The 14,249-nt window shown below is 35.1% G+C and carries 8 protein-coding genes; 1 reads left to right on the top strand and 7 read right to left on the bottom strand.

Going from position 1 to position 14,249, the window contains the following annotated elements; genetic code table 11:
* Positions 1-17: 17 nt before the first annotated feature.
* Entirely contained in the window at positions 18-3,047 is a 3,030-nt protein-coding gene (locus AB8B52_RS06530) for a DNA polymerase III subunit alpha (protein ID WP_406026399.1), read from the bottom strand.
* A 179-nt stretch (positions 3,048-3,226) separates the two neighbouring features.
* Here AB8B52_RS06530 and AB8B52_RS06525 point away from each other — a divergent pair, with 179 nt between their 5' ends.
* Positions 3,227-3,994: an XRE family transcriptional regulator gene (locus tag AB8B52_RS06525; RefSeq protein WP_406026397.1), complete on the top strand. Its 768-nt coding sequence runs from the start codon at positions 3,227-3,229 to the stop codon at positions 3,992-3,994.
* A gap of 55 nt (positions 3,995-4,049) precedes the next feature.
* Here the strand turns inward: AB8B52_RS06525 and AB8B52_RS06520 are convergent, their stop codons facing one another.
* The 6 genes from AB8B52_RS06520 to AB8B52_RS06495 all read right to left on the bottom strand — a co-directional run bounded on the left by AB8B52_RS06520 (position 4,050) and on the right by AB8B52_RS06495 (position 14,248).
* Positions 4,050-4,325: a F0F1 ATP synthase subunit epsilon gene (locus AB8B52_RS06520; RefSeq protein ID WP_406026395.1), complete on the bottom strand. Its 276-nt coding sequence runs from the start codon at positions 4,323-4,325 to the stop codon at positions 4,050-4,052.
* 104 nt (positions 4,326-4,429) lie between these two features.
* Complete coding sequence (atpD, locus tag AB8B52_RS06515) at positions 4,430-5,938, bottom strand: F0F1 ATP synthase subunit beta (protein ID WP_406026393.1); 1,509 nt, start codon at positions 5,936-5,938, stop codon at positions 4,430-4,432.
* Positions 5,939-6,117: 179 nt separating this feature from the next.
* Positions 6,118-7,656 (bottom strand): G-D-S-L family lipolytic protein, encoded by a 1,539-nt coding sequence (locus AB8B52_RS06510; RefSeq protein WP_406026391.1) that lies wholly within the window; start codon positions 7,654-7,656, stop codon positions 6,118-6,120.
* A gap of 21 nt (positions 7,657-7,677) precedes the next feature.
* A complete protein-coding gene (locus AB8B52_RS06505; protein ID WP_406026389.1) occupies positions 7,678-10,503 on the bottom strand; it encodes a TonB-dependent receptor in 2,826 nt (941 codons plus the stop codon).
* A 175-nt stretch (positions 10,504-10,678) separates the two neighbouring features.
* Positions 10,679-12,526 carry a glutamine--fructose-6-phosphate transaminase (isomerizing) gene (glmS, locus tag AB8B52_RS06500; RefSeq protein ID WP_406026388.1) on the bottom strand — a complete coding sequence of 616 codons (1,848 nt, stop codon included), beginning with the start codon at positions 12,524-12,526 and terminating at the stop codon, positions 10,679-10,681.
* Between the two features lie 15 nt (positions 12,527-12,541).
* Positions 12,542-14,248, bottom strand: coding sequence for a DUF4270 domain-containing protein (locus tag AB8B52_RS06495; protein ID WP_406026386.1), 1,707 nt, complete (start codon positions 14,246-14,248; stop codon positions 12,542-12,544).
* Between the last annotated feature and the right edge of the window lies 1 nt (position 14,249).

Below are 14,249 nucleotides of genomic sequence, written 5' to 3'. Positions count from 1 at the left end.
AAAACCTTGTAGGTATTTTAGGTTGTTGCGCGTAGGGACAACTCGCGAGTTGTCCGTACTTTGCGAGTTGCATATGTATTAGGAGTTGTCCGTAGAGAATACCTAGGATCTTCAACAACAGCCAAACGTTCTAATGCTGAAACCTCAATATTTACACAATTAAATTCTACCATTACTTTACCAGTGATTTTATAAATGCCTTTACCTCTAAAAGGATATTTTGCAGCGATAGGTGGAAAATGAACCGTATCTAAAAAATCACCATCACGATCTAAAAAGGTTCCGAAATGCATCAGTTTTTCTTGTTTCGTTTTTGTCTTTTTCACAGTGATTAAGTAACCTTCAATGATAATGAGTTTGCCTTTTAATTTTTCGAGATGTCTAGCGCGTAAATTACCTGTAGTTGCTGTGGTTAAAAGTAAAAACGGATTACATAAAGCAAAACCTAATAATTCGAGTTCATCAAATGCGTTTTCTAAAGCGGTACTTGGTAATTCTGGTGTGTTGTAACTAATCCGTTCGGTTTTAAATAGGTTGATAACGCTCTCTTGAATTACGGTTTTACTGATTTTTAAGTGTGCTTCCCAAAGCAATTCACGCTTATTAACTTCAGTAAATCTAAAAGCGTTTATTTTAATTAAAATTGAAATTTGTTCAATAGAAATAGGCACACGTTCTATAAAATCATCAAGCGATTTAAATGTACCAACGTTATTTCGTTCTTTGAGAATACGTTCTATCGTTTTAGATTCAAAAGATTGTAAAAATAGGAACCCTAGAATAATCGTTTTTCCTTTTATAATGGTCTGTATAGAGGATTGATTAATGCATGGTGCTTCAATTTTTCCATTATGCATTCTTGCTTCGTGTACATAAAGTTCGGTACTATAAAAACCACCAAAATTATTAATAGTGGCGACCATATATTCCAATGGATAATAGGCTTTTAAAAATAGACTTTGATAGCTTTCTACGGCATAAGACGCAGAATGGCCTTTGGCAAAAGCATAGCCAGCAAAACTTTCAATCTGTCGCCAAACATCGGCAACGACTTCGTAAATTTCGCTTCGTTTTTCGCAATTATCAAAAAACTTTTGTTTCACTTTTAAAAATTCCTCTCGCGATCTAAATTTACCAGACATGCCACGACGCAACATATCAGATTCACCTAAATCCAAACCACCAAAAATATGTGCCACTTTAATCACATCTTCTTGGTAGACCATAATTCCGTAAGTTTCGGGCATTACACGTTGCAATACAGGATGTGCTTCTTTTCGTTTTTCAGGATGGCGATGGCGTAAAATATATTCGCGCATCATACCACTATTAGAAACACCAGGTCTAATAATAGAACTTGCAGCTACCAAGCCTAAATAATCATCGACTTGAAGCTTTTTTAGCAACATTCGCATGGCAGGAGATTCCACATAAAAGCAGCCAATAGCTTTAGCGTTTCGCAATAAGTCTTTTATACGTTCATCTTGTTTAAAGCGCTTAATATCATGGATATCAATTGGTGATTGTTCTGTGTAATTAGCATCAATAATTTCTACAGCTTCTTTAATTTTACCTAAGCCACGTTGACTTAGAATATCGAATTTATAAAGCCCAATATCTTCGGCAACGACCATATCAAACTGCGTGGTAGCAAAACCTTTTGGAGGCATAAATGTGGCACAATAATTATGAATTGGCTTTTCTGAAATTAAAATACCACCTGCATGAATCCCTAAATAATTTGGAAACCCTTGAATATATGCTGCATATTTAATGACGAGTTGCGATAATTTATCGAGTTGGTTGATGTGATATTTTCCTCTGGTTAATCGATCCATTTCCGACTTTGGCAGTCCAAATACTTTGCCTAATTCGCGTACCGAAGCTTTAAATTTAAACGTATTATAGACCGTTATTAAGGCTGTATGCTTAAAGGTTTTGAAAATGTAATTGGTAATATCATCTCTATCGCGCCAAGAAAAATCAATATCAAAATCAGGTGGATTTTGACGAAATAGATTTATGAAGCGTTCAAAATACAAATCGAGTTCAATAGGATCTACATCTGTAATTCTGAGTAAATAAGCGATAATACTATTGGCTCCACTACCACGACCAACGTAATAATAGTCTTTGCTACGTGCGTATTCTAAAATTTTCCAGTTGATTAAAAAGTAGGATACAAAGTTTTTTTCTTTAATCAGTCCGAGTTCTTTTTTAATTCTGTCGTAGACTTTTTGTGGAATATCCTCTCCGTAGCGATAAGCAATACCATCGTAGGTTAGTTTTTCTAGCAACTGATAATCCGAAGTTTTATTTTCCGTTAGGCATTGTAAGTTTTTAGAGGTTTCACTATTAAAATCAAAATGAATGGAGCAGTCGTCTAAAAGTTGTTCTGTATTACTGATGAGGTGTGGGAATTCTTCATAAGCTTCACAAATTTGGTTGTAGGGCAACATCATATCATTTTCGCAGCCTTCTTCAGATTTCGAAAGTTTACTTAATAAGGTATTATTATCAATAGCTCTAAGTAAACGATGTGTGTTAAATCCTTTTTTATTTTGAAAGGATACTGTTTTTAAAACCACGAGTTTTTCTTTGAATTGATTCCATTTCGAAAATTTTAAATGGTTAAGATCTTTTGGAGCAATACCTAAAAATTCATTCGACTTTAATTCGAAATGCTGCCCTTTTTTGTAGGGATAAATCACGAAGCAATCTTCTAAAATTTCATCTGGTTGTTCAGGTATTTTTAAATCGTGATTATGAAGAAATTTAGATAGGTAATCATTAATGTTTTTAAAGCCCTTGTTGTTTTTTGCAATGAGAATAAATTGCTGTTGTGCACTGTTTCTAAAATCGACACCAAGTACAGGTTTTACTTTATATTTTTCTGAAAGTCGAACAATATCTAAACATGCTGAGGTGGTATTAATGTCTGTTAATGCTAATGTTTGCACACCATTTTCTGAAGCAATAGCGAGCAATTGCTCGGGCTTTATAGTGCCATAGCGTAGACTGTAATAAGTGTGACAATTTAAATACATAACTAATAATTGGTTTGTAAAATTAGCTACTATATGTAGTTTTTATTGCTTACATTTGTAGTAAATAATGTTAAAACTTAAATTTCAATGAAACATCCATAACGAGAAGGCTAATACCTAAGGACAATGATTATATGGATATACCATGTGTCCTATAAAAAAAGAATAGATATAAATACATGAAACCTATACAAGCTAATATTAAACATTTAAGAACGCTTAAAAAAATGTCTCAAGAGCGTTTTGCAGACGAATTAAGTTGGAGTCGTTCCATGGTGGGTTCTTACGAAGAAGGCCGTTCTGAGCCACCAATAGATCGATTAATCGATGTGTCTAATTATTTTGATATTCCTATTGATATCTTGGTGAAGAATGATTTACGCAAAGCAAAAGACACCTCATTTATAGAAGTAGGGAATAAGCGGGTTTTGTTTCCGGTAACGGTTAATGAAAACAATGAAGATTTAATTGAAATTATACCTGCAAAAGCTTCGGCTGGTTATTTGTCTGGTTATGACGATCCAGAATACATAGAACAACTTCAGAAAATTAAATTGCCCTTTTTACCAACAGGCACACACAGAGCGTTTCCTATAAAAGGTGATTCTATGTTACCTGTAAAAGATGGTGCTTTTGTAGTTGCAAAATTTTTAGAGGATATTAGTGATGTTAAGAATGGAAGAACGTATATCGTCTTAACTAAAAATGATGGTTTGGTTTATAAACGTGTTTATACAACTGATATTGATAATGCAGACTTGCTTTTGAGTTCAGATAATAAATCCTATCAACCCTATTTAGTTTCTAAAGAAAATATCTTAGAACTTTGGGAGTTTACCTGTTGCATCAATACGCAAGAGTATGACGAAAAGGAATTGAAATTAAGTAGTATTATGATGATGTTTCAAGAACTTAAAGTAGAACTTGAGGCTATAAAACGGATGTAATAAAAAAACGCGAAACTTAATAGTTTCGCGCTTTATATATAATATTGAAAATAAATTAATCAGCTAAAATAATCAGCTTATTATCTTTCATTTCTAATGTTCCAGAATTAATAGCTAACCAAACTCCCTTATCCGATTTCGTAAATTTATCTTCAACAGCTTCGTCTAATTGAATATTACCAGCAACTTTTACATGGCCTTTCTTTAAGATAGACACTATAGGTGCGTGATTGGTTAACATTTCAAATTCACCATTAACTCCAGGAACTGCTACAGCATTAACTTCTCCGCTAAATAATGTGGCTTCTGGTGATACAATTTCTAAATACATAGTTAAACTTGTTTAACTACCCTGAATATGTTTCAGGGTCTTTTTAATGTTTATTCGAGGTTCAATTTATGAGATGCTGAAATAAATTCAGCACTTGCTTTGACTTACGCTTCAGCTAACATTTTCTCTCCTGCTTCAATAGCTTCTTCAATAGAACCTTTAAGGTTAAATGCTGCTTCTGGTAAGTGATCTAATTCACCATCCATAATCATATTAAATCCTTTAATCGTTTCTTTAATATCTACTAAAACACCTTTAAGTCCTGTAAATTGCTCAGCAACATGGAAAGGTTGAGATAAGAAACGTTGTACACGTCTTGCACGACCTACTGCCATTTTATCCTCTTCAGATAATTCTTCCATACCAAGGATGGCAATAATATCTTGTAATTCTTTATAACGTTGTAATAATTCTTTTACGCGTTGTGCACAAGCATAATGCTCATCACCTAAAATTTCAGCAGTAAGAATACGTGATGTGGAATCTAATGGATCTACCGCTGGGTAAATACCTAGCTCAGCAATCTTACGAGATAATACCGTCGTTGCATCTAAGTGAGCAAACGTTGTTGCTGGTGCAGGATCCGTTAAATCATCCGCAGGTACATATACTGCTTGTACAGATGTAATAGAACCTCTTTTTGTTGATGTAATACGTTCTTGCATCGCACCCATTTCAGTTGCTAATGTCGGTTGGTAACCTACCGCAGATGGCATACGACCTAATAATGCAGATACTTCAGAACCAGCTTGTGTAAAACGGAAAATATTATCTACAAAGAAAAGTACATCTTTTCCTTGGCCTTCACCAGCACCATCTCTAAAATATTCTGCTATCGTTAATCCTGAAAGTGCCACACGAGCACGAGCTCCAGGAGGCTCATTCATTTGTCCGAATACGAAAGTTGCTTTAGAATCTTTCATGATAGATTTATCTACCTTTTGAAGATCCCATCCTCCTTCTTCCATAGAATGCATAAAGTCATCACCATATTTAATAATTCCAGACTCTAACATTTCACGAAGTAAATCGTTTCCTTCACGAGTTCTTTCACCTACACCTGCAAATACAGAAAGTCCACCGTGTCCTTTTGCAATATTGTTAATCAACTCTTGGATTAATACTGTTTTACCTACACCAGCACCACCAAATAAACCAATTTTACCACCCTTTGCATAAGGCTCAATTAAATCGATAACTTTGATACCTGTAAATAAAACTTCCGTAGATGTTGATAAATCTTCGAATTTTGGAGCTTGTCTGTGAATTGGTAAACCAGCATCACCAGCTTTAGGTAAATCCCCTAATCCATCGATAGCATCACCAATAACATTAAAAAGACGTCCGTAAACATCTTCTCCTATTGGCATTTGAATCGGTGCACCAGTAGCATGAACTTCTGTTCCTCTACTTAAACCATCAGAAGAATCCATAGCAATAGTACGTACTGTGTCTTCACCAATGTGAGATTGTACTTCTAATACTAATTTTGAACCATCTTGATTGTTAATTTCTAACGAATCATAAATTTTTGGAAGCTCTGAGCCAGCAGCGAATTCTACATCAATAACTGGGCCTACGATCTGTGCAACTTTACCTGTAACTTTTGACATTACTCTTATGTTTTTGTTTTGCAATAGTTTAAATGTGAAAAACAGCTTACCCAATCAAGTTAAGCACGTACGTTTTTCGCGCTGCAAAGATATAGTTTTATTTAAAAAATAACAGCCTTTTTTGAATAAAAAAACACGCCCTAAAAGAGCGTGTTTTTATAATAATTTGAAATCTATAATTATTGTAGTGTTGGAGAAAAATTAGTTGGGTAGTCTCCTGCTTTAGGTAAATTTCCTGAAGCTTCAAAATTACTACCATAAGTAGCATCAATTGCTTTTAAGAAACTACTTGCCATTAAGGCATAACCTCTTGCTGTTGGATGTACTCCGTCTAAGCTTATTAGGCCACCAAATACCAAATCAGTATTTAATACATAGTCATCAAAAGTAATACCTGTTGACGAAGCTTCTACTAAAATAGAGTTTAAATCTACTAAAGCTAAGTTGTTGGTACTGGCCGCACTAGATAAACTTGCATTATATGCCTCAGTAGCTGTAGCAATTTCCATTTGTTCCTCTGGTGTTAATACAAAATTATCTGGTAAAGGAAAGCTGACTCCATTTATATTAACTGGAGCAGGAGGACCTGTAACGGCACTTCCTATAGCGCTCGCTGCTGTTAAAAGTATAAGATCATCGGCTGTGGCTTGGCGCGCTTTTCCAAAAATGGCACCAAAAGCTGTTGCTGTTGGAGCACCTAATACTGGTGTTAATGCTCCAGTGATTTGAGCTGATCTATCTGCTGCATTTTCATCGTTTATTAATACTGGATTTGCAGCTGTTGCAGATAATAAATTAATCCTGTCTGGTTCGCCAAATGCTGTAAAAATATTATCTAACGGACCATATAATTGCGCATTTAGCACGGCTAATTGCGCACCTAATGCGGCTGGACTTATGGCATTATGAGGTACAGTTGTGAAAAACGACAAACTTGTAATATTTGGTAAATTACCAATAGCACCTTTAGCACCAGTAGCGGCTAAAGCACCGACAGTTGCATTAAGCGCAGCATCAAAAGTAGCTGTTGGCGTAATTGGATTAGAACCGTCGCCACCAGTTGTAGCATATCCTAAAACATCGTTACCTCCAAATTCAGAAAGTGTGAAAAATGTTGGACTTTGTGCTACAGCTAACTCAACAATTGAAGCATTAGGAGCATTGCCAGTTACACGAACGGCATACGGATTGGCTGCAGCTGGGAAATTTGATAAGTTACCATAACCTGGTGCTACCAAGTGAAAACTTTTAGCACCTGGTATCCCTAAATTATTAAATGGTCCTGTAGGATTATTAAGAACGATATCTGTTCCTACAGTAACAGGTCCAATCAAGGTCTCTAGTGGCACTGGTCCAGAACCACCAAATACTAATCTTGGTTGTGTAATTCTGTTTCCTCCTGCCGCTAGTCCACCGAAATTATCACTCATTAGCGGTTGTGTAAATGTTCCTCCACCAATATTAGCAAATTGATTTGCTATAATGTTAGGAAATGAGTTTTCTTGACTAGCAATAAATAGTGCATTATCTGTGAAACCTGCTGTAAATGAAGCTCCAACAGCAACAAAATTTGAGAAGTCAGCAGAACCAGCTGTTAATTCTGGTAAGGGATCTGGCGTTGTATTAATTTTATCTCTTAAATCTTCGAGCGTGTCGTTTTCACAAGCCATAAAACTAAAGGCTAGTGCTGACAATAATATATATTTATATGTTTTCATCTTTATTTTAAATTGAGTTTATTACAAATTGTTGATTGTCCACGATAGGTAATATTGCGTACCAATAAGTCCTGTACCAAAAGCTGTAAAGTATTCGTCTTGTAACAGGTTTGTTGCTCCTAATTTAAATACTGACTTTAAACTTGGAATTTTATAGTTCACTTGAGCATCTAATACATGGAATGCTGGTATTTCACCGTCTCCGAAAGAAGCTTCCCAGAAGTAGTTATCACTCCATCTCCAAGCGACATTAAATCCTACGTTTTTTATCACTTCTGTTTTTCCAAAACTTACTTTTACCTTATGCTCTGGTGTGTTGAAAAGTGTTCTGAAATCAGGATTTGCTGTTACATCAAAATCTAAATATGCGTAAGTATAGTTAGCACTTAAATCAAAACCGTTAAATACTTTAGTTGAGACTTGTACAGCAGCTCCATAAGAACTGACATCTGCGTCAGAATTAGTATAGGTTTGAAACGCTTGAAAATCTCCATTAGCAATTGCAGCCACGGCTAAAGGTGTTCCGTTTGGAAGTGTTTCTGTTAACTGTACATCACCATAAAATGGATTGATTACTGTTTCGTTAGCTAAGAAATTGGTATAATCATTATAATAAGCAGAAGCATCTACAATGATATTTTCAAACTTACCACGGTAACCAACTTCAAATGAAGTGACTTGTTCTGGTTCTGCTAAGTTAGAATTGGCAACTTGTAAATCGGCTGGGTTTCCTGTAACGGCAAAGCCATCTACTACAGAACTTGCAAAGAATGAATTGTTGTATGCTCCGCTAGAGTTTCTTGTAATAGACTGTTGTCCTCCAAAAATATTAGCTGCTGCGAAAGCACTTAAATCACCATCACCAACATTATAGGTTCTTAAATCTCTTTCTGGGTTATCTGATGCACCACCAATTAATATAGCACGTCCAACATCTAAACCAATGTATAAATCTTGTGTGGTTGGGTTTCTAAAACCAGTTTGAAAAGACGCTCTAAAGTTATGGTCTTCATTAACCGTAAAACCTGCTGATAATCTTGGTGAGAAGAAACCATCAAATAATTCTGACTTATCATAACGCAAAGATCCTGTTAATTTCATTTCAACATTATCAGATAATGTTACGTTCTTTTGAATTTGCGTATATACACCTGCTTCTGAATAGTTAATTGGCCCATCAACATCTGTATAAATTGTTCCGAAAGAATTAAGGCTATACGTTCTAAAAGAACCACCAACTTGTATGTCAGCAAAACTTACTAAGTGACTTAAGTTGTAATTAGCATCGGCATGATAAATTTTTGAATTATCCTGAAAACGAGATCCTGTGCTTAAGTCTGCATCGTTGATAATACTATTAAATGTGTTTTGAAATTCTGGCGTACCTGGTAATAAACGTCCTGTATCAGCAACTTGTCTTGCCGCTAGATGCGCAGCATCGCTTGTTGCCCCACCGAGAGTTTGTTGTAAGTAAGCACCAACATATTGTCCAAACCAAGTTTGATCATCTTTCCAAGCACGGTTGATGTTGATACCTGTAAACACCATATCATAAGAATCACCAGCTTTATCTTCTGTAACATAACCTCTTACAAAAAAGTTGTCGTTTTTTATTTCAAGTTTGTGTTGTTGTAAAAAGAAATTTCTAATGTTATATCGGTTAGCTCCTTGATATATAGTGTTACCAGAACCTACTTTTCCGACATATTGAATTTCGAAATCATTTTCCCAAGGACGGAAATATAAGCCCCAGTCTGCTTTAATACTTTCTGCGTTGTAGTTTGTAAGATCACGTTCGTTATAACCTGTTCTACTGACATCAACAGATGGAATTAAATTTTCTGCTCCGCTAGGAATAATGCCTCGATCTACCAAAATTTGTGCTACACCGTTGATATTTGTAAATACTTCATCACCATATACGTTAACACCATCATAATCGATATCTGCTCGCGATAGACCTCTGTTAAATCTATCGTCTTCATTTGTTGCAAACCAATCAGTTCCTTTTAGGTACCCAAAGTTTACTTTTGCCGCAAATTTTTCGCTAAACTTATAAGCCATGCGTATACCTAAATCTGTATATTCATTGTCTCCAGCAGCTTCTTGAGATGTAATACCTCTTTTAATGTAACCACTTATACCTTGATTATCAAAAGGGCTTTTACTTCGCATAAATAAAATACCGTTAAAAGCATTGGCTCCATATAAAGCAGAAGATGCACCAGGTAATAATTCTACGCTATTGACATCAGTTTCCGTCATACCTAATAAATTTCCTAGTGGAAAGTTAAGTGCTGGTGCAGAGTTATCCATGCCATCTACGAGTTGCATAAAACGCGTGTTTGCAAAAGATGCAAAACCTCTGGTGTTAATAGATTTGAAGGTTAAACTGTTGGTGTTAATATCTACACCTTTTAAGTTTTCTAGACCGTCATAAAAATCAACAGAAGCTGTGTTTTTAATTTCTTTAAGTCCAAATCGTTCTACCGTTACAGGTGATTCAAAAATACGTTCTGGAGTTCGTGAAGCTGAGATAACAACTTCATCTAGCTCATTACCTTCTTTCATTGTCACATCTAATGTTTGATTTTTAGCCGTGATTTCAATAATTTGAGGTTCAAACCCTGTATAACTGACTTGAATTGAAAAAGGAGGTTCTTGATCAATAGTTAGAGAATAATTACCATCGAAGTCAGATACAGTACCAGTAGTAGTACCAAGGACGACGATATTAGCACCAGGTAAGGGAAGCCCAGTATTGTCTGTGATTTTACCTTTTATTATGGATTGAGAAAAGGATGCCACACAAAAAAGCAATGTAAAAAGCTTTAAGATTGTCTTCATTTTAGAGAATTAGTTAATTATTTGTTAAGCAATTTAAATAAATATATGAAATTGAGGTAAGTTTTTCTCACAAAATTACACATGGTGGTTATTTTTTTGAAAAAAGAAAGGCTTAAAAATTGTGAATCTCACAATTTTTAAGCCTTAAAAGTATGATTTTTATAACCCTAACTATTTATTCAACAGTTACAGATTTTGCCAGATTTCTAGGTTGATCTACATTTTTTTCTAACATCACAGCAATATGATAAGATAATAGTTGTAATGGTATGGTTGTTAATAGTGGAGTTAAACATTCTAAAGTTTCTGGCACTTCAATAACATGATCGGCCAATTCCTTTACGCTGGTATCTCCTTTTGTAACAATACCTATTATTTTACCTTTTCTAGATTTAATTTCTTGAATGTTACTAACTACTTTTTCGTAGTGCCCTTTTTTAGTTGCTATAACCACAACTGGCATCTGCTCATCAATTAGAGCAATAGGACCGTGTTTCATTTCTGCAGCAGGATAACCTTCGGCATGGATATAAGAGATTTCTTTTAATTTAAGTGCACCTTCTAAGGCTACTGGAAAATTAAAGCCTCGACCTAAGTACAAGAAATTTTTAGAATCTTTATAGATGTCAGCTATTGTTTTTACGTAAGCGTCAGAAGTTAAAGCCTCTTCAACTTTAGCAGGTATCATTTCTAACTCAATAAGATGATGTCTAAAATCTGAGCTAGACATGGTACCTTTAGCTCTCGCTAAACGCAAAGCCATTAGAGTTAATAACGTAATTTGTGTAGTGAAGGCTTTTGTGGAAGCAACACCAATTTCTGGACCAGCGTGTGTGTAAGCACCTGCATGTGTTTCTCTAGCAATGGTTGATCCTACGACGTTACAGACTCCAAAAACAAAAGCTCCTTTAGATTTCGCCAGTTTTATGGCTGCTAAAGTATCCGCAGTTTCACCAGATTGTGAAATGGCAATAACCACATCTTTTTCTGTAATTACAGGATTTCTATATCTAAATTCTGAAGCGTATTCTACTTCAACAGGAATTCGAGCTAAATCTTCAAAAATATATTCTGCCACTAAACCAGCATGCCATGAGGTACCACAAGCTACAATGATAATACGGTCGGCAGCTAAGAATTTTTTCATATTATCCTCAACACCAGCCATTTTTATAATAGCTTCATTACTCAATAAGCGTCCTCTAAACGTATCTAAGATGGCACTTGGCTGTTCATAGATTTCTTTAAGCATAAAATGCTCGTAACCTCCTTTTTCAATTTGCTCTAAATTGAGTTGTAGTTCTTGAACATAAGGATCTACTAAGGCATCGTTTTTAATCCTTCTAACTTTAATTTTTTTACCTCTTCTGATTATGGCCATTTCTTCATCTTCAAGATAAATGGCATTTTTGGTATATTCTATAAAAGGTGAAGCATCACTAGCAATAAAAAACTCATCGTCTCCAATACCTATTGCTAAAGGGCTACCAAGTTTAGCTACAACAATTTCGTTGGGTTTGTTTTTATCGAAAACAGCAATAGCATAAGCTCCTATAACTTGATTTAAAGCAATTTGTACGGCTTTACCAAGTTTAATGTTTTCGTTTTTCTTTACATCTTCAATAAGATTGACTAAAACCTCAGTATCTGTATCTGATTTAAAGGTATAACCACGCTTAATTAATTCTTTTTTTAAGGAATCGTAATTTTCTATAATTCCGTTATGGATAATTACCAAATCTCCAGAATTAGAATAGTGTGGATGAGAATTGACATCATTCGGTACTCCGTGAGTTGCCCAACGTGTGTGGCCGATACCTAACGTTCCGTCGATAGACGTTTCGCTTTCCATTTTACTTTTAAGATCTGAGACCTTTCCTTTGGTTTTAGACAGTTTAATCGCATTACCATCGTATAATGCTATACCTGCACTATCGTAACCACGATATTCTAATCGTTGAAGTCCTTTAATAACAATAGAATAAGCTTCTCTATGGCCAATATAGCCAACAATTCCACACATAGGTTTGTGTTTTAATTAATTTGGTTCTGTGTAATAAATTTCTAATTTCACACGTTTCGTGTCATCTTCACTGGTGCTACTATGCAATATCGTCCCTCTTGGTGTTAATGTTGAACTTACAGGAATGGTGAGATCATCAGAATTTTGTACACGTCTTTGACTTAAACCTGATAAAGCTGGTTCTTCTAAATTCACATTTAAAGACACCGCTAAACCAAGCTCAACATTTGTTGAATCTCGTAACAGTAAATCATTGATATGTTCCGTGATTCTCATTTTGTATTTAATGCCTTTACCACTAGTTTCTTCGCGTTGTAATGGACCAAGATGATTAAGTTTAGACAACGAAGGTAAACTAGTATTGGGTTGATCTACAATATAATCGACCAAATAACTGTTATTCTCTATTTCAAACAAATATAGGCGATTAGGTTCGTTGTCTGGGTTTAATTCATCACTGTCAACATAAAAAACAAGGTTGGCTTCATTGACTAAACGCTTCGAACGGACAAAATTTCCTTCTTCATCAGTTTCTACAAATTCATTTTTAAACGCTTCAAAAGAATTCATTTCTGGAGCATTATCAATATCATCCCCATTAAAGAGTTGTATTCCAGCAATAGCACCTTCGCCACCTTTGAGGTATAGACGTGTATCACCAGTTGCTGCGATACGATCGTCAATGGTTTGTGGGAAGGTATTATCAAAAAAGTTGATTTTATTTGGGCTAAAATTTAAGACATAAGTATCATTTTCAGGTACATCTGGATCTCCAGCTACTTCCGCAGGTACAGTTCTGGTATAATATATAGTAACATTGGCAGAGCTTTGGGCACCAATGTTCAATACAATAAAACTTCCGTCGACACCAACCGCTTCAGCGCTAAAATAAAGGCCTCTAAAGTAGTCGGAGAAATTATTTTGATTACTGAGAACAGGATCACCCTCCATGTCTATAATTTTATTTTTCCAAAAGGTTGGATCTAACTTAACTCTTATACCGGGGGATTGCCTTGCGATAATTTGTGGCTCGGTGTCATCATCATCTTCTGTATCGTCTGCTTCTAAAACATAACCTTTATTATTAATGTCTATAATATTATTAGTCGATGTTATTGAATAAGAGGTTTGAAAATCAGGAATAAAAACAAGTTCTTCTCCTTCCAAAGCATTATCTAGCATCTCGCCAGGAGAGGCTGTTTTATTTGAAAAATAGGCTTGACTTTCATCAAAACTTGCACTTGGGTCAAAATCTCGAATGAAAAAATTATTTTCAAAAATTCTTAACCTAATAGAAGGGTTGATATCCCTTTTAGGCAAAATTGAGTCGATTTCATAAAGCGTGTTTTCATCATCGTCAACACCAGTAGCTACACTAAAGAATGGTAGCGTAACGACTACTGAATCTACTATGACGTTATCACCAAATTCTGGATCAAAAGAACTTAATGAAAGTTGTGTTACAAAACTAGAGGTGGTTCTTCCATACACATCGTCATAAATACCTAAAGTTGTTAGTCCAGCTTCATTGGTTTGCACGGGTCCAAAGTTTCTTGTGAAGGTGTTAATATCGTATGCTTCACGAATAATATCAAAATTAGTAGCAACATCGTTGGTGATCACATCAGATTCTAAAGTAGCAAAATCAGTATCGCATGCAATTAGAGATAAAACGATGAAACAGATTGATGAAATCTGCAAGGTAAATTTATTTTTTTTCATA

It is taken from the genome of Winogradskyella sp., assembly GCF_045105575.1.
In the GTDB taxonomy this organism is placed as follows: Bacteria; Bacteroidota; Bacteroidia; order Flavobacteriales; family Flavobacteriaceae; genus Winogradskyella.
This window is presented reverse-complemented; position numbering and strand designations above follow the sequence as displayed.

Bases quoted from the DNA above. Each gene is read 5' to 3' on its own strand.
- AB8B52_RS06525 (WP_406026397.1), top strand. From the start codon at position 3,227: ATGAAACCTATACAAGCTAATATTAAACATTTAAGAACGCTTAAAAAA.
- glmS (WP_406026388.1), bottom strand. From the start codon at position 12,526: ATGTGTGGAATTGTTGGCTATATTGGCCATAGAGAAGCTTATTCTATT.
- AB8B52_RS06520 (WP_406026395.1), bottom strand. From the start codon at position 4,325: ATGTATTTAGAAATTGTATCACCAGAAGCCACATTATTTAGCGGAGAA.
- atpD (WP_406026393.1), bottom strand. From the start codon at position 5,938: ATGTCAAAAGTTACAGGTAAAGTTGCACAGATCGTAGGCCCAGTTATT.
- AB8B52_RS06530 (WP_406026399.1), bottom strand. From the start codon at position 3,047: ATGTATTTAAATTGTCACACTTATTACAGTCTACGCTATGGCACTATA.
- AB8B52_RS06495 (WP_406026386.1), bottom strand. From the start codon at position 14,248: ATGAAAAAAAATAAATTTACCTTGCAGATTTCATCAATCTGTTTCATC.
- AB8B52_RS06510 (WP_406026391.1), bottom strand. From the start codon at position 7,656: ATGAAAACATATAAATATATATTATTGTCAGCACTAGCCTTTAGTTTT.
- AB8B52_RS06505 (WP_406026389.1), bottom strand. From the start codon at position 10,503: ATGAAGACAATCTTAAAGCTTTTTACATTGCTTTTTTGTGTGGCATCC.